The following is a 15,083-nucleotide window of genomic DNA, read 5'->3' as shown; positions in this document are numbered from 1 at the left end:
AGGGACTGGAAGCGGACGTCGCAGTACCGGACGCCCGGGCATGGGCAACGAACGTCCAGGGCAGCCGCAAGGGAAGCAGGAAGTCGCTGTCCCCCAGGCGCCACCGGATATGGGCGCAGTTGCCTCGGTACAGCGGTGCCATTGTCTCTTTGCTGATGGCGCTCTCGTGCCTCGATGACACCCGTGACTCGGTGCTGGAGCGGATTCGGAACCTGCGGTGAGACGGGGCCTCAGTAACCCAGGTCGAGGGCGGGTTCGTCGAGGGCGGCGGCCTGCTCGCGCAGGGTGAGGATGTGATCCTCCCAGAAGCGCGGCGTGTAGAAGATCGGAAAGCCGTCGACAAAGGCCGGGTCGTCGGCGCGCCGGGCCAGCCAGGCGGCGTGGCGCAGGATGCGCAGGGTGCGTAGCGGGGCGATCAGGCCGAGCTGGCGGCGATCCAGCGGTACGAAGGTCTCGTAGCCTTCCAGGAGAGCCTGCATCTGCCAGGCCATCTCGGGCGGTTCGCCGGACAGGAACATCCACAGGTCCTGCATGGCGGGGCCGGTACAGGCGTCGTCCAGGTCGACAAAGTGCGGGCCGTCGTCGGTCCACAGGATGTTGCCGGGGTGGGTATCGCCGTGCAGCCGTAGCTGTGGAATCGGTCCGATTGTGTCGAGGTCCCGCTGGATCCGCCCCAGGAGGTCGGCGCTGAGATCGCGATACACGGATTCCAGCTCCAGGGGCAGAAAGCCGGAGGCGAGCACGGCCTGGCGCGCCTCCTCGCCACGCGGGACGGGATCGAGTACCGGTCGCTCGTGGAAGCGTGCGGCGCGTCCGACCTCGTGGATGCGCGCGATGAAGCGGCCGATGCGGACCAGGGTGTCGCGCTGCTCCAGATCCGGTGCGCGACCGCCGCAGCGCGGGTAGACGGCGAACATGAACCCGGCGTGATCGTGCAGGGTTTCGCCTTCAGGATCGGCCAGAGGGGCGACTACCGGGATCTCGCGGCTTGCAAGTTCCTGGCTGAAGCCGTGTTCCTCGCGGATGGCGGCGGGTGTCCAGCGTTGCGGACGATAGAACTTGGCGATGACCGGTGTGGTGTCCTCGATGCCGACCTGGTAGACGCGGTTCTCGTAGCTGTTGAGGGCCAGCAGGCGCCCGTCGCAGCGCAAACCGGTTGTTTCCACCGCGTCGAGGATGACACCGGGTTTCAGTTCGTCGTACGGATGTGCATGCATGCTTGCAGTGTACGGGTTTGCCGCGCATCGTTCCGGCAAAGTGACCGCGAGGAGTCGCGCTTGAATCGCTATTACTGGGGGTTGGTTGTCGCCCTGGTGGGTCTCGTCGCCGTCTGGCTGGTGGTTGCGATGGGGCCGGGTCTGGATCTGGAGACCCTGCAGGTCGCGCGCCTGCAGGTGGAGGACTGGCGGGTCGCGCACCCGTTCGTCACGGCCTGGGTGTTCTTCCTGTTGTACATGGTGGTGGCCGCCTTTTCGGTGCCGGGGATCGTGGTGATGACCCTGGCCGGCGGTGCCCTGTTTGGCGTGGTCTGGGGCACCGTGCTGTCGTCGCTGGCTTCGACGCTGGGGGCGACCCTGACCTTTGTGGTGGCGCGGGCGCTGGCGCGCGATGCCGTTCAGCGTCGTTACAAGCACCAACTTGGGCGCATCAATGCCGGCTTTGAGCGCGAGGGCGCGTTCTACCTGTTCGCGCTGCGGATGATTCCGGTGTTCCCGTTCCTGTTGATCAACGCCGGGATGGGCCTGTTGCCGATCCGGATCTGGACATATTTCTGGGTATCACTCGTGGGGATGCTGCCGGCCACGGCGGTGTTCGCGAATGCCGGGACGCAGTTGGGGCGGCTTGATGGCATCGAGGGCATTCTCTCGCCGGTGCTGGTCCTGTCCCTGGTTGCCACGGGGCTTTTTCCGCTCCTGGCGCGGTGGCTGGTGAATGCCGTGCGCCGCAGGCGGGCTCGATTGGAGAACCCGGGCGCGGACTAACCCGCACGCAGTATCTGCCATCGCGTATATAATAGGGTTTACCGTTGGGAGGTGGCCGTGGAGCGCGCGCCGCCGGACACAATCTCGAAGTTCAACGAACGATCCCGTCACATATTGCTTGCGCTGTCCGACTCGGGGCGCGAACGACACAAGGAGTTTTCCATGACATTGAATGTTTTGTTGCGCCAGGGTCAGGTGGCCTTCCTCGCGCTGGGCCTGATCGGCTTCGGCATGGCCGCCGTGCAGGCGGAGGAAGCGTCGCTTGATCGTCCGATCGAGAAGGTGCTGGAGCCGATTCAGCTGACCGACCGGGTTCATTACTTCTACGGCTCGCTCGAGAACCGCACGCCGACCAATCTCGGTTTCACCAATAACACCGGCTTCGTAGTGACCGACGAAGGCGTGGTGTTGATCGATTCGGGGCCGAGCTACCAGGTCGCTCAGCGCATGGAGAAGGCGATTGCCGGCGTGACCGACAAGCCGATCACGCACGTGATCTCGGTGGGCAGCCAGGACCACCGCTGGCTGGGCAACGGCTACTTCCACGAGCAGGGGGCGGAGCTGGTTGCGCTGCAGCGGACCGCGAGCACCCAGGCCGATCGCGGGGAGGGGCAGATCGCCTCGCTGGCTAACTCCGTGGGCGAAGAGGCGATGGAGGGCACCCAGCCGGTTCCGGCACCGAACCCCATCGATGCCGATGAATACACCCTGACCGTGGGCGGTGTGGACTTCGAGCTGATCTATGCCGGGGATGCCCACTTCCCGGGCGACATCATGGTTCACCTTCCGGGCGAGGACGTCGTCTTTACCGGTGACATCGTCTACACCGAGCGCATGCTGGGCATCCATCCCTTCAGCAATCCAGTGGAGAAGCTCGAGGCCTTCCGGCACCTGGAATCCATCGATCCGGAGATCGTCGTGCCGGGGCACGGCCGCGCGACCGACATGGCCGAGGCACGCCAGGACACGGGGGATTACCTGGAACTCCTGGTGCGCGAGGTGACGGCAGGTATCGAGGACTGGGAATCGCTTAACGAGGTGGTCGACCGCCTGGCGGATCTGGAACAGTTCAAGCACCTGCGCCACTACGATGACTGGCACCGCCCGAACGTGAACCGGACCTACCTGTTCATCGAAGGCAACATGTAACAACCACAAGGTAATCCCGGCCACAGCCCGGGAGATCTGCCGACGGCGCGGGGCACATGGTATGCTTCGCGCCGTTGTCGTTTCCGGCAACTCCAAATTTCTGATACGCGACGTTCGACCCCGCGTATGGGTCGGCGAAGGAGCCTCGCAATGCCCGCAATAACCCTCCCCGACGGCAGCCGCCGCGAGTTCGATCACCCGGTCACCGTGCTGGACGTGGCGAAGGACATCGGTCCCGGCCTGGCCAAGGCCACCCTGGCCGGCAAGGTCGATGGCGAACTGGTCGATGCCCGCCACGAGATCGACACAGACTCCGCGCTGGCGATCGTGACTGACCGCGACCCGGAAGGGGTGGAGATCATCCGGCATTCGACCGCGCACCTGATGGCGCAGGCGGTCAAGCAGCTGTTTCCCGACGCGCAGGTGACCATCGGCCCGACCATCGAGAACGGCTTCTACTACGACTTCGCCTATGACCGCGGCTTCACGCCGGAGGATCTGGAGAAGATCGAGAAGCGCATGAAGGAACTGGCCAAGCAGGATCTGCCAGTCGAGCGCTCGTTGATGGATCGCGACGAGGCGGTGAAGTACTTCCGCGACATGGGCGAGGCGTACAAGGCCGAGATCATCGCGAGCATCCCGCAGGGGGAGAACATCTCGCTGTACAAGCAGGGCGACTTTGTCGATCTCTGCCGGGGCCCGCATATCCCGTCCACCGGCAAGCTGAAGGCCTTCAAGCTGACCAAGGTGGCCGGTGCCTACTGGCGCGGCGACTCCGACAACGAGATGCTGACGCGCATCTACGGTACCGCCTGGCCGAACAAGGACCAGCTGAAGGAGCATCTGGATCGGCTGAAGGAAGCCGAGCGCCGCGATCATCGCAAGATCGGTCAGGAACTGGATCTGTTCTCGATCCAGGACGAGGCCGGTGGTGGCCTGGTGTTCTGGCACCCGAAGGGCGCGCGCATTCGCCGCGAGATCGAGAAGTACTGGTACGACATGCACGAGAAGGCCGGCTACGACTTCGTGGTCTCGCCGCATATCGCGAACCTGGAGCTGTGGAAGACCTCCGGCCACGCGGATTTCTACGCCGAGTCCATGTACGAGCCGATGGAGGACGAGCACCAGTCCTTCCAGCTCAAGCCGATGAACTGCCCGTTCCACGTCCTGATGTACAAGGACCGGCTGCATTCGTATCGCGATTTGCCGCTACGCTGGGCGGAGATGGGGACGGTGTACCGCCGCGAGATGTCCGGTGCGCTGCACGGACTGATGCGCGTGCGCGGGTTTACCCAGGACGATGCCCACATCTTCTGCCGCGAGGACCAGATCGAGGCCGAGGTCATGGGCGTGATCGACCTGACCCTCGAGGTTCTGCAGACCTTCGGCTTCGAGAAGTTCGACGTGAACCTGTCGACCAAGCCCGAGGATGCGGTCGGCTCGGATGAAATCTGGGAACACGCGACCGCTTCGCTGCGCTCGGCGATCGAGAAGAAGGGCCTGGATTATTCGGTGGACGAGGGCGGCGGTGCCTTCTACGGTCCGAAGATCGATATCAAGATCCATGACGCGATCGGCCGCGAATGGCAGTGCTCCACGGTGCAGCTGGACTTCAATCTGCCCGAGCGTTTCGACATGGAATACGTCGCCGAGGACAACGAGCGACGCCGTCCGATCATGATCCACCGCGCGCTGCTAGGCTCGGTGGAACGCTTCTTCGGCGTGCTGATCGAACACTATGCCGGACACTTCCCGGCGTGGCTGGCCCCGGTGCAGGCCGAGGTGCTGACCATTACCGAAAGGCAGGATGAATACGCCCGCGAGGTCACGAAGACGCTGCGCGCGATGGGGTTCCGGGTCGAGGCCGACTTGAGAAACGAGAAGATCGGCTTTAAGATTCGCGAGCACACGCTCAAGCGCGTGCCGTACCTGCTGGTCCTTGGAGACAAGGAGATGGAAAATGGGCAGGTGGCGGTGCGTACGCGGAGCGGGGAAGACCTCGGCGTGATGCGCCTCGAGGACTTCGGCGAACGCCTCCGGGAGGAGGTCGGCAGTCGCCAACACTGAACCCTGAACTGGAGAGAAGGCTATTAGCGCAGCGAAAACGGTCCGCCTGAACGATCAGATCACGAGTCCGCAGATCCGACTGATCGACGCCGAAGGCGAGAATCGCGGTGTCTGCAGCACTGCAGAGGCCCTGGAAATGGCCCAGGAAGGTGGTCTGGACCTGGTCGAGATCTCGCCGAATGCCGAGCCGCCCGTGGCCCGGATCATGGATTACGGGAAGTTCAAGTTCGAGCAGGCGAAGAAGGCGCAGGAAGCCAAGAAGAAGCAGAAGCAGATCCAGATCAAGGAAGTGAAGTTTCGTCCGGGTACGGACGAGGGCGACTACAACGTCAAGCTTCGCAACCTGCGCCGCTTCATCGAGGCCGGTGACAAGGGCAAGGTGACCATCCGCTTCCGCGGGCGCGAGATGCGCCACCAGGAACTGGGTGGCGAGCTGCTCGACAAGGTCGAGAAAGACATGGCCGACATCGCGATCGTGGAACAGCGGCCGAAGATGGAAGGACGCCAGATGATCATGGTGCTGACGGGCAAGAAGAAGTAAGTCCGTCAGACGACAAGGGCGATCGGGTTTCCGCATACCCGCATCGCTTTTTCATAAACGGTCGGCCCGCAGTGGGTACGGCCCAAAATGCCGGAGAGAGTAATGCCGAAGATCAAGACCAATCGGGGTGCGGCCAAGCGCTTCACCCGTACCGGGTCGGGGAAGTTCAAGCGGTTCCAGTCGCACCGCAGCCACATCCTGACCAAGAAGCCTACCAAGCGTAAGCGTCACCTGCGCAGTCCGGCGATGGTGCACGAGTCGGATGCCCCGGCCGTGCGCAAGCTGCTGCCGTACCGTTGAACTGACCGAGGAATCGAGACATGCCACGAGTCAAGCGCGGTGTAACCGCTCACGCCCGTCACAAGAAAGTCCTGAAGCAAGCCAAGGGCTACTACGGCGCCCGGAAGAACGTCTTCCGCGTTGCCAACCAGGCCGTCATCAAGGCCGGTCAGTATGCCTACCGTGACCGTCGCCAGAAGAAGCGTCAGTTCCGGTCGCTGTGGATCGTCCGCATCAATGCGGCGGCCCGTCAGTTCGATCTCTCCTACAGCCGTTTGATGAACGGTTTGAACAAGGCCGAGATCGATATCGACCGCAAGACCCTGGCCGATCTGGCCGTGCACGACCTGACCGCGTTCGGCAAGATCGCGGAGAAGGCCAAGGCTGCACTGCCGGCCTAAGCCGCAGGGCCTGAAGGACTGCCCGCCGGCGGTGTGCCGGCGGGTCCCGAGAAGGGAGGGTCGATGCCCTCCCTTTTTTGTTTCGGGAACAGGAAACGAGGCGCCTGCAAGGCAGCGGCCCGCACTCGGGGGCCGCTGCCTTGCAGGCGAATAGGGGGCCGGGGAGGCCCGTACCAGTCGGGGGAAGTCGTGGAACAACTGCAACAGCTGGTCGCCGAGGCGCGCGAGCGCGTCGAAGGGGCCACGGACCTGAAGGCGCTGGACGAGGTCCGGGTGCACTATCTCGGCAAGAAGGGCGCACTCACGGCACAGCTCAAGGAGCTGGGCAAGCTACCGGCGGAGGAACGGCCGGCGGCGGGGCAGAAAGTGAACGAGGCCAAGACCGAGGTCGCCGGCCTGATTGAGTCGCGCAAGGAGGCCCTGGCGCAGAGCGCACTGGCGGAACAGCTGGCGGGCGAACAGGTCGACGTGACCTTGCCGGGGCGGCGTCAGGCGGATGGCGCGCTGCACCCCATTACACAAACCCTGGAACGCATCGAGACCTTCTTTGCCGGATTGGGCTTCCGCGTGGCCGAGGGCCCCGAGGTGGAAGATGACTTCCACAACTTCGAGGCCCTGAACATCCCCGAGCATCACCCGGCGCGGGCGATGCACGACACCTTCTACTTTGATGCCCACCGCGTGCTGCGCACGCATACCTCGCCGGTGCAGATCCGCACCATGGAACAGGAGCGCCCGCCGCTGCGCGTGATCGCGCCAGGGCGCGTGTATCGCTGCGATTCGGATCTGACGCATAGCCCGATGTTCCACCAGGTGGAAGGGCTTTGCGTGGATACGGACATCACGTTCGCGGATCTGCGCGGCGTGTTGAGTGCATTTCTTCAGGCCTTCTTTGATCGGGACGATCTGGCCACGCGCTTTCGGCCGTCGTACTTCCCGTTCACCGAGCCGTCGGCCGAGGTCGACATCCAGTGCGTGCACTGCGGCGGTGACGGCTGCCGCGTTTGCAGCCACACCGGCTGGCTGGAGGTGATGGGCTGCGGGATGGTGCACCCCAACGTGCTGGGTCACGTGGGGATCGACGCCGAGCAGTACACCGGCTTTGCCTTTGGCCTGGGCGTCGAACGCATGGCGATGCTGCGGCATGGCGTGAACGACCTCCGGCTGTTCTTCGACAACGATATCCGCTTCATCGGGCAATTCGGGCAGACAGGCTAATGCGTATCAGTGTGCAGTGGCTGCAGGAATGGCTGCAGATCGACGAGACCCCGGAACAACTGGGCCATCGCCTGACCATGGCGGGTCTGGAACTGGATGCGATGGAAGCGGCGGCGCCCGCGTTCAGTGGGGTGCGGGTGGGCCACGTGGTGGCAGTCGATCCGCACCCGGATGCGGACCGCCTGCGCGTGTGCCGGGTCGAAGCGGGCGAGGCGGAGCCGCTGACCATCGTCTGTGGCGCGCCCAACGTGCATGAAGGCATGCGGGCGCCGGTGGCGGTGATCGGTGCGCTATTGCCTGGCGATTTCCGTATCAAGCGCTCCAAGCTGCGCGGCGTGGCTTCCGAGGGCATGCTCTGCTCCGCTCGCGAGCTTGGCCTGGCAGATGATGCCGAAGGCCTGATGTCGCTGCCGGCGACGCTGGAGGCCGGCCAGGACCTGCGTGAGGCGCTGGGGCTGGACGACACCATCCTGGAAGTGGACCTGACGCCGAACCGGGCCGATTGCCTGGGCATGCGCGGGATTGCGCGGGAGTGCTCGGCATTGCTGGACCGGCCGCTGCATGCCCCGGTCATGCCGGCCGTGGACGTCGCCAGCGATGCCCGGGTGAGCGTGATCATCGAAAACCCGGAGGCCTGCCCCTTGTATGCCGCCCGGGTCCTGGAGGGCCTGGACGCCAAGGCCGCGACGCCGTTGTGGATGACCGAACGCCTGCGCCGTGCCGGGGTACGCCCGCTGAGCGCGATCGTGGATGTGACGAACTACGTGATGCTGGAACTGGGCCAGCCACTGCATGCCTTTGATGCCGATCGCACGGGCCCCCCGGTCCAGGTGCGCCAGGGCAAACAGGGGGAAACTCTGACGCTGCTCGGAGGCGACCAGACGGTCAAATTGTCGCCGCAGGATCTGGTCATTGCGGGTGATGACGGCCCCCTGGCGCTGGCCGGAGTGATGGGCGGCGCCGCCAGTGCGGTCGATGCCAACACCACCCGCGTGATCCTCGAATGTGCGCATTTCGCACCGCGCGCCCTGGCCGGTCGGGCGCGGGCCCACGGCCTGCATACCGATGCCTCCCACCGTTTCGAGCGGGGTGTCGACCCGACCCTGGTCCCGCAGGCGATGGAACGCGCGACCCAGCTGCTGCTGGAACTCTGCGGCGGGCAGTGTGGCCCGGTCGAGCAAGTGGGCGCGACGCCGGCGTCCCATGCGGAACAGGCGATCGTCCTGCGCCCGGATCGTGTCCAGCGCTTGCTTGGGGTGACCCTAGAGGCTTCCGAGGTCGAGCGGATCCTGGAGGCACTGGACTGCCGCATCGAAACGAGCGCGAGCGGCTGGTCGGTACGCGCCCCGCGGGCCCGATTCGACCTCGAACGCGAGGAGGATCTGATCGAAGAGCTGGCCCGGGTGCACGGTTATGACGCCCTGCCGCAGACACTCCCGAAGCCGGTTGCGCCGGTGACGCCGGAGTCGGGTCTGCGGTCACTGCGCAACGGGCTTGCCCGCCAGGGCTTCCATGAGGTGATCAGCTTCAGTTTTATCGCTCGCGAGGCCGCCAGTGCGTTCTACCCGGATGTGGAACCCCTGGCGCTGGCGAATCCCATTTCGTCCGATCTGGCGGTGATGCGCCCGGGGTTGTGGCCCGGGCTGGTGACCACTGCCGCCTACAACCAGGCGCGCCAGCAATCGGACCTGCGCCTGTTCGAGCATGGCCTGCGCTTTGTTCCGGATGCGTCCGGTCTGCGGCAGGAGTCGCGACTGGCCGGCCTGCTTGGCGGGAGGGTGGCTCCGGAAGCCTGGGAAGGCGAGGCGAAGAAGGTCGATTTCTTCGACGCCAAGGGCACCGTGGAAGGCCTGTGCGAACGCGTCGCCGGCCCGCTCGGCTTTCGCGCGGAACGTCATCCGGCGCTGCATGACGGGCAATCCGCGCGGGTACTGGTGGACGGGCAGCCGATCGGCTGGGTCGGGCGTCTGCACCCGGCGCTCTGCGAGCGCTTCGACGTGGAGCCGGTCTACCTGTTCGATCTGGACGCGACCGCCGTGGTGCACGCCCCGGTGGCGCAGTTCTCGCCGTTGTCGCCGTACCCGTCCATCCGTCGGGATCTGGCGCTGGTGGTGGCCGAGTCGGTGGCGGCGGGCGATGTGCTGGCGGCCATCGACGAGCTTGGCCTGGAGATCCTTCAGGATGTTCGCCTGTTCGATGTGTACCAGGGCAAAGGCTTGAATCCGGACGAAAAAAGCCTGGCTTTGGGCTTGATTTTACGGGCTTTTGATCGCACCCTAGGCGAACAGGACGTGGCTGGCGTCACCGACGCGGTGGTGCAGCATCTCCAGGCCCGGTTCAACGCAACCTTGAGACAATAGCCGATGGCAGCTGTAACCAAGGCGGATCTCGCCGCCGCGCTAAACGAGGAACTGGGTCTCAACAAGCGCGAGGCCAAGGAATTCGTCGAGATGTTCTTCGAGGAGATGCGGCAGTCGCTGGAGACCGGCGAGGGCGTGAAGCTTTCCGGGTTCGGGAATTTCATCCTGCGCGACAAGAACCAGCGGCCAGGGCGCAATCCCAAGACGGGCGAAGAGATTCCGGTCTCCGCGCGTCGTGTGGTGACCTTCCGGCCGGGACAGAAACTGCGCGAGCGGGTAGAGAGCTATGCTGGAGGCGAGTAACCACCAGGAACTGCCCGCCATCCCGGGCAAGCGCTACTTCACCATCGGCGAAGTCGCGGAGCTGTGCCAGGTCAAGCCGCATGTGCTGCGGTACTGGGAGCAGGAATTCCCGATGCTGGAGCCGGTCAAGCGGCGCGGCAACCGTCGCTACTACCAGCGTCAGGACGTGATCCTGATCCGTCAGATCCGCGCACTACTGTACGAAGAGGGCTACACCATCAATGGTGCCCGTCAGAAGCTCTCCGGCGACGAAGCCAAGGGTGATCGCCAGCAGGCCCAGCAGATTATCCAGGACACCATCTCCGAGCTTGAGTCGGTTCTGCGCGTTCTGCGCGCCTGAGGCTCCGACCCTAGGGGGGCGCCCGGACGTTGTGTTGATGCGATTCGCCTTGCTTATCGCATCCTACGGTGTCCGTCTGAACCCAACTCCAGTTCGAAATTTCCGCTCTGTAGGATGCGACGAGCGCAGCGAGTCGCATCAATGGGCCATTCTCGGTGTACGTGGCACGAATGGTCCGCACGGATCTCGCAGCAATGGGGTGGCCGATGCTTTCGTGAAGGCGGGGAATCGGATATAGTTCGCGGCTTCGGGGCGTGGCGCAGTCTGGTAGCGCATCTGCATGGGGTGCAGAGGGTCGCAGGTTCAAATCCTGCCGTCCCGACCAAACAGGAACGATCAAAAAAGGCCGCTTCAAGCGGCCTTTTTTGTGTTCGGAGTTGCAGGTGGCGGCGTCGCCTGGGCTCAGGCTCAATCCATCGAGCGGCGGCGCGCCTCGCGCTGGTAATGGAGCAGGGCGATGTTGGTCTGGCGTTCCATCCACTGGGTCATTCCGACGATCTCGAAGCCTGCAAACTCAAAGCCATCACGCGTGCTGCGGCGACGGTTGGCCAGCCGCAGGTCCCCGGAAAGGCGTTCACTGACATCGGGGAGCAAGAGGTTCTCGAAGGCCAGGTTTGCCTGGTCCTCAAGCGCATCCAGAAGGGTGGTGGACAACTCGATGCACATGCCCTGGGCAGAGAGGTCGGCAACCTCGCCAATCACGGGATCCTTCCAGGCCTTTGCATGGAGTTCGATCTGAGGCCGCTGGGCCATCGGGATGTGCACGCGGAACGTTTCGCGGCGTTGCAGGTAGTACAGAGTTTCCGGATAGGTGCACACGTAGAGCGCGCCTTTTTGCTCCTGCTCGATGCGTGTTACATGCGTGCCGAATTGCACTGCAACCCCGCGCAGCGCGGCGAATACGCGCAAGTCCATGCCGGCCTGAACCTGCTGGTGCGCGCGAGGCGGGGTCAGCTCGTCGAGAAAGAGTTCCTTGGCCGCTGGGTCCAGACGGACCAGGGCCGAGGTGTACAGGGGGGCGTCGGTATCCACGCGAACGCTCACGACGGTGAGCTTGTGGTCGAGGTCCTTGAGGATGCCGGCAATCCGGTCCGGCTTATCGACGGTATAGTCCGTGTCGTCCATGCGTCCGAAGTGTTAGGAAGGTGTGAGGACGCAAGGTACTGGTGGATGCCGCGAAAAGCCAGCCTCCACCAGCACCGGCCTCTCATGCCTGGGTGATCTGGCGTCCGCCGCGGTTTCCGGGCCGGGCGCGGCCATACGGGTCGTAGGTGGCCGCGGGGCCGGTTTCCTCGCCGCGAAGGATCTGCATGGAGAGTTCCACGCGCTGGCGGTCACGGTCGATCAGGCGCGCATTGCCTTGATTCAGAGTGTCGCAGCGTTCGATGGACTGGCGCAGGGCTTGCCAAAGGTCGTTCAGTACGACGCCATCGTCCATCTTCGAGAACAGGCGCGCGATGCCCTCGGGGCTGAAGGCCTCGCCGGCGGCCTCGACCAGGCCTTGCTGGTTGCGGGTCTCGGTTTCCAGTTCATGCAGCAGGGTCTGCTTGCCGGTCACCACGTCCTGCAGCGTATCGGGTTGGCGCGCTTCGACCGCGCGCGTCTCCTTTAGCAGACTCTCTTCCAGCTGATGAGCCAGCCGGATTGAGGTCTCGAGCGAGCGTTGCAGTTTATGGTGCGCGTCGGCATTCATGGGCGATAGACCGGGTTAGCGCAGCAGGCTTTCGAGGTCGATCATGCGATCGGCCAGCTGCTGGTTGTCCACTGGATAGTTGCCGCTGGAGATTGCCTCGCGCAGTTCGGCAACGCGGGCGGCGTCGAAGGGGGCGGTGTCGCCCGCGCCGGCCGCGGCATTCATTGCCTGGGCGGCCCCGGTGAGCGTGACTGAATCATTGTTTGCCGTCGATGCGTTACCGGAGGCCGGGGCACGGCTTGCCGTGTTGCCGGACTCGTCGCGACCCTTTACCCCGGGGTTCTGGCTGTCGGGGCGCAGGCTGTTCGTATTGAGGCCCTTGATATCCATGATGCCTTCCTGTCGTTGTAACTGTGCTGCAATTGTTTACGGCCAGCGTTGCTGAAACTGTAGGCCTCGGGGGCGGAAAAGTGTAACGGGCTTCACAGTCCGCTTCGAAGATCGTTGGCGTGCCCGGTGGGGCGAGGCCTCAAAGCGCTACCCGGATGTGGCCGGAGGCCTGGATTTCGCCTTCGACGACGCGCCCGGAGGATGCGTTCTTGACGCGGATTCGTTCGCCCAGCGTCCCGTTCTCCAGCGCTTCGCCCTGCATGCGGATGGCGATTGAGCCGTTCTCTGCCAGGATGGTAACTCGCTGGCCGCGACTGATGATCTCGCGCGGGCTCACGTGCTGGGTTCCGATGATCTGACCCGGGCGGATGCTGCGCCGGGTCTGCTGGCCGATCAGGGCACTCTTTTCCTCATGATAACTGCCGGCATGGCGCGAGGTCTCGATTCGCTGGAAACGCAGGTCGCCCGCCGAGAGGGTGTGCTGGCGCGGCAGGGTACGGTTCGCAACCAGCACTTCGGCGTACCGTTCGACCGTCGCCGGCACGTATAACTGCCAGGTCACCGGGCCGGCACACTGGATATGGACAGCGGTGTTGCCGTCACGCCGCCCGCCGGGTGGGAAACGCGCTTCCAGGCCGTCCGCGCAGGGGACGAGGCGAAGACGCTTGTCGAGCTGGCCAATCTCGATGGAAACATCCTTTTCGGTATCGGTAACGCCCAGTTCCTGAATCAGGAACTGCTCGGCGGCGTGGCGGATGTCGTCAACCGGGTGGACTTCGGCCCGGACGCTGGTAGACAGCAGTACCAGGATGAACAAGAGGGCGACTCCGGCAAGGAGACGCGGAATGCTTCGCACATTTGCGTTCGAGGCGATCACGCTCGCTGGCGAGGCACCGGACCGGCCGCCTTTTTCCGGAACGAAGGGGGCCCCAACGCGAACGAGCGAACGGATCAGCGTCTTCCTGGCAGCGGAAGAAAATTCTGAAATGGGTCGGCGCTGGTTCATGTCGCGGTCCTGTTTGGTCCTGTCCTGCGCAGCCAGTTCGGTGCGGGCGTCGGACTGTGCGCGAATGGCTCGGGTTTGACGGATCTTGCGTCGATGTCGAGCGAGTCGCGTGCGGTTTCAGTACGCAAAAACATGCAGATGTCGTGCCAATGAATGGGCATCCCGCGCCGCGCGCGCATTCAAGGCCCGTCGGGGGCGGCCGTTATGGCCATGAGGCGGCGTCAGAAGGCGCATGCACGCAAATGCAAATGACAGGCCGGGGTTGCGCGGTGCACACTTGGCCTTTGAGGCCTGTCCGGTGCTAAGAGCAATCGGGGCAAGGAGAGCGGCACGATGAGTCAATTCATTGACGATGTGAATCAGCGAACCCAGTTGGTGGGGCAGAACCGCATGGAGCTGCTGCTGTTCCATCTGGGCGGGTCGCAGACCTTCGGGATCAATGTCTTCAAGGTCCGCGAGGTGATTCCGTCGCCGCCGCTGCGTCAGATTCCCGGCTCCATGAGCGTGGTACGCGGAGTGGCGACGTTGCGTGGCGGTACCGTGCCGATCATTGACCTGGCGCGAGCGATGGGCCTGCGTGGCGCCGTCGGGGCGGTCGACAACGGGGAGCAGAAGGTGGTGGTCACCGAGTTCAATCGTTCGGTGCAGGGCTTCTGGGTGTCGGCCGTGGACCGCATCGTCAACGTGAACTGGCAGGACGTGAAGTCGCCCCCGCGCGGAACCGGGCGCGAATCCTTCCTGGTGGCCGTCACGGAGATCGACAACAAGCTGGTCGAGATTATCGATGTCGAACGGGTGCTCTCCATCGTGAACCCGCTGCCCAGCGAGATATCGCCATACATCCGCGAGAACGCCCGCGAGGCCAGCGGGCGCAAGGTTGTGATCGTCGATGACTCGGTGGTGGCGCGCAAGCAGATCGAGGGGGCGATCAAGGGACTCGGTTTCGAATACGATGTCTTCAAGGATGGCCAGGAAGCACTGGACTTCCTTGAGCAGAAGGCCGCGGAAGGGCCGGTAGGCGACCAGGTCGAACTGGTGATCTCGGATATCGAGATGCCACGCATGGATGGCTACACCCTGACCGCGCGCATCCGGGACAATCCCGCGCTGCAGAACTTGCGGGTGCTGCTGCACTCCTCACTGAGTGGGGAATTCAACACGGATATGGTCAAGCGCGCCGGGGCCGATGCCTTTTTGTCCAAGTTCAATCCCGACGAGCTGGCGAATGCGGTGCTGGACCAGACCGGGCGCCCGGATCAACAGGCCGAATGACCGGTCGGGCGGAACCGCGTTGCCGCTCGGCAAGCCCGGAGCGGCGACGGGTGGCCGCCACTCGGGCTGTATGGTGCCATGCGCGCGACGCCGTATACTCGACCCGATCTTCGGGATCACCCCGGTTTTCGGCCAAGAGGCC

At 64.3% G+C, this 15,083-nt stretch carries 16 protein-coding genes and 1 tRNA gene; 12 read left to right on the top strand and 5 right to left on the bottom strand.

Going from position 1 to position 15,083, the window contains the following annotated elements; genetic code table 11:
• Window positions 1–230 precede the first annotated feature (230 nt).
• Window positions 231–1,217, bottom strand: coding sequence for a serine/threonine protein kinase (locus tag D573_RS0110320; RefSeq protein WP_018938532.1), 987 nt, complete (start codon window positions 1,215–1,217; stop codon window positions 231–233).
• Window positions 1,218–1,277: 60 nt separating this feature from the next.
• Between D573_RS0110320 and D573_RS0110315 the strand changes: the two genes are divergently transcribed.
• The 11 genes from D573_RS0110315 (at window position 1,278) to D573_RS0110265 (ending at window position 10,965) form a co-directional block, all read left to right on the top strand.
• Entirely contained in the window at window positions 1,278–1,982 is a 705-nt protein-coding gene (locus tag D573_RS0110315) for a TVP38/TMEM64 family protein (RefSeq protein WP_018938531.1), read from the top strand.
• Between the two features lie 162 nt (window positions 1,983–2,144).
• The gene (locus tag D573_RS0110310; RefSeq protein ID WP_018938530.1) at window positions 2,145–3,131 is read left to right on the top strand and encodes an MBL fold metallo-hydrolase; all 987 of its coding nucleotides are present in this window, start codon (window positions 2,145–2,147) and stop codon (window positions 3,129–3,131) included.
• Between the two features lie 150 nt (window positions 3,132–3,281).
• A complete protein-coding gene (thrS, locus tag D573_RS0110305) occupies window positions 3,282–5,198 on the top strand; it encodes a threonine--tRNA ligase (RefSeq protein WP_018938529.1) in 1,917 nt (638 codons plus the stop codon).
• A gap of 22 nt (window positions 5,199–5,220) precedes the next feature.
• Entirely contained in the window at window positions 5,221–5,739 is a 519-nt protein-coding gene (gene infC, locus D573_RS0110300) for a translation initiation factor IF-3 (protein ID WP_077276933.1), read from the top strand.
• Window positions 5,740–5,841: 102 nt separating this feature from the next.
• Window positions 5,842–6,039, top strand: a complete 198-nt coding sequence (gene rpmI / locus D573_RS0110295; protein ID WP_017942014.1) for a 50S ribosomal protein L35 — start codon at window positions 5,842–5,844, stop codon at window positions 6,037–6,039.
• A 20-nt stretch (window positions 6,040–6,059) separates the two neighbouring features.
• A complete protein-coding gene (gene rplT, locus D573_RS0110290; RefSeq protein WP_018145454.1) occupies window positions 6,060–6,419 on the top strand; it encodes a 50S ribosomal protein L20 in 360 nt (119 codons plus the stop codon).
• 189 nt (window positions 6,420–6,608) lie between these two features.
• A complete protein-coding gene (gene pheS, locus D573_RS0110285; protein ID WP_018145455.1) occupies window positions 6,609–7,637 on the top strand; it encodes a phenylalanine--tRNA ligase subunit alpha in 1,029 nt (342 codons plus the stop codon).
• Complete coding sequence (gene pheT, locus D573_RS0110280) at window positions 7,637–9,997, top strand: phenylalanine--tRNA ligase subunit beta (RefSeq protein WP_018938528.1); 2,361 nt, start codon at window positions 7,637–7,639, stop codon at window positions 9,995–9,997. Before pheS ends, pheT begins: the two co-directional genes overlap by 1 nt.
• A gap of 3 nt (window positions 9,998–10,000) precedes the next feature.
• A complete protein-coding gene (locus D573_RS0110275; RefSeq protein WP_018140932.1) occupies window positions 10,001–10,300 on the top strand; it encodes an integration host factor subunit alpha in 300 nt (99 codons plus the stop codon).
• Complete coding sequence (locus tag D573_RS0110270) at window positions 10,284–10,640, top strand: MerR family transcriptional regulator (protein ID WP_018140933.1); 357 nt, start codon at window positions 10,284–10,286, stop codon at window positions 10,638–10,640. Before D573_RS0110275 ends, D573_RS0110270 begins: the two co-directional genes overlap by 17 nt.
• A gap of 248 nt (window positions 10,641–10,888) precedes the next feature.
• Window positions 10,889–10,965 (top strand) — tRNA-Pro (locus tag D573_RS0110265).
• Between the two features lie 83 nt (window positions 10,966–11,048).
• Here D573_RS0110265 and D573_RS0110260 read toward each other — a convergent pair.
• The 4 genes from D573_RS0110260 to flgA form a co-directional block, all read right to left on the bottom strand.
• Complete coding sequence (locus D573_RS0110260; RefSeq protein WP_018938527.1) at window positions 11,049–11,765, bottom strand: flagellar brake protein; 717 nt, start codon at window positions 11,763–11,765, stop codon at window positions 11,049–11,051.
• 82 nt (window positions 11,766–11,847) lie between these two features.
• Window positions 11,848–12,333, bottom strand: a complete 486-nt coding sequence (locus D573_RS0110255; protein WP_018938526.1) for a flagella synthesis protein FlgN — start codon at window positions 12,331–12,333, stop codon at window positions 11,848–11,850.
• A gap of 15 nt (window positions 12,334–12,348) precedes the next feature.
• Window positions 12,349–12,663, bottom strand: coding sequence for a flagellar biosynthesis anti-sigma factor FlgM (flgM, locus tag D573_RS0110250; RefSeq protein WP_018938525.1), 315 nt, complete (start codon window positions 12,661–12,663; stop codon window positions 12,349–12,351).
• A gap of 139 nt (window positions 12,664–12,802) precedes the next feature.
• Window positions 12,803–13,480: a flagellar basal body P-ring formation chaperone FlgA gene (flgA, locus tag D573_RS0110245; RefSeq protein WP_018938524.1), complete on the bottom strand. Its 678-nt coding sequence runs from the start codon at window positions 13,478–13,480 to the stop codon at window positions 12,803–12,805.
• Window positions 13,481–14,002: 522 nt separating this feature from the next.
• Between flgA and D573_RS0110240 the strand changes: the two genes are divergently transcribed.
• Entirely contained in the window at window positions 14,003–14,941 is a 939-nt protein-coding gene (locus tag D573_RS0110240) for a chemotaxis protein CheV (protein WP_018938523.1), read from the top strand.
• The last annotated feature ends 142 nt before the right edge of the window (window positions 14,942–15,083 follow it).

Origin of the sequence: Thioalkalivibrio sp. AKL9 (genome assembly GCF_000377825.1) — a bacterium.
GTDB lineage: Bacteria > Pseudomonadota > Gammaproteobacteria > Ectothiorhodospirales > Ectothiorhodospiraceae > Thioalkalivibrio > Thioalkalivibrio versutus.
The sequence above is the reverse complement of the archived record's forward strand: the minus strand, read 5'-3'. Positions and strand labels throughout refer to the sequence as shown.

Bases quoted from the DNA above. Each gene is read 5' to 3' on its own strand.
- D573_RS0110240 (WP_018938523.1), top strand. From the start codon at position 14,003: ATGAGTCAATTCATTGACGATGTGAATCAGCGAACCCAGTTGGTGGGG.
- D573_RS0110310 (WP_018938530.1), top strand. From the start codon at position 2,145: ATGACATTGAATGTTTTGTTGCGCCAGGGTCAGGTGGCCTTCCTCGCG.
- D573_RS0110255 (WP_018938526.1), bottom strand. From the start codon at position 12,333: ATGAATGCCGACGCGCACCATAAACTGCAACGCTCGCTCGAGACCTCA.
- D573_RS0110320 (WP_018938532.1), bottom strand. From the start codon at position 1,217: ATGCATGCACATCCGTACGACGAACTGAAACCCGGTGTCATCCTCGAC.
- D573_RS0110270 (WP_018140933.1), top strand. From the start codon at position 10,284: ATGCTGGAGGCGAGTAACCACCAGGAACTGCCCGCCATCCCGGGCAAG.
- pheT (WP_018938528.1), top strand. From the start codon at position 7,637: ATGCGTATCAGTGTGCAGTGGCTGCAGGAATGGCTGCAGATCGACGAG.
- D573_RS0110275 (WP_018140932.1), top strand. From the start codon at position 10,001: ATGGCAGCTGTAACCAAGGCGGATCTCGCCGCCGCGCTAAACGAGGAA.
- rplT (WP_018145454.1), top strand. From the start codon at position 6,060: ATGCCACGAGTCAAGCGCGGTGTAACCGCTCACGCCCGTCACAAGAAA.
- rpmI (WP_017942014.1), top strand. From the start codon at position 5,842: ATGCCGAAGATCAAGACCAATCGGGGTGCGGCCAAGCGCTTCACCCGT.
- flgM (WP_018938525.1), bottom strand. From the start codon at position 12,663: ATGGATATCAAGGGCCTCAATACGAACAGCCTGCGCCCCGACAGCCAG.
- D573_RS0110260 (WP_018938527.1), bottom strand. From the start codon at position 11,765: ATGGACGACACGGACTATACCGTCGATAAGCCGGACCGGATTGCCGGC.
- thrS (WP_018938529.1), top strand. From the start codon at position 3,282: ATGCCCGCAATAACCCTCCCCGACGGCAGCCGCCGCGAGTTCGATCAC.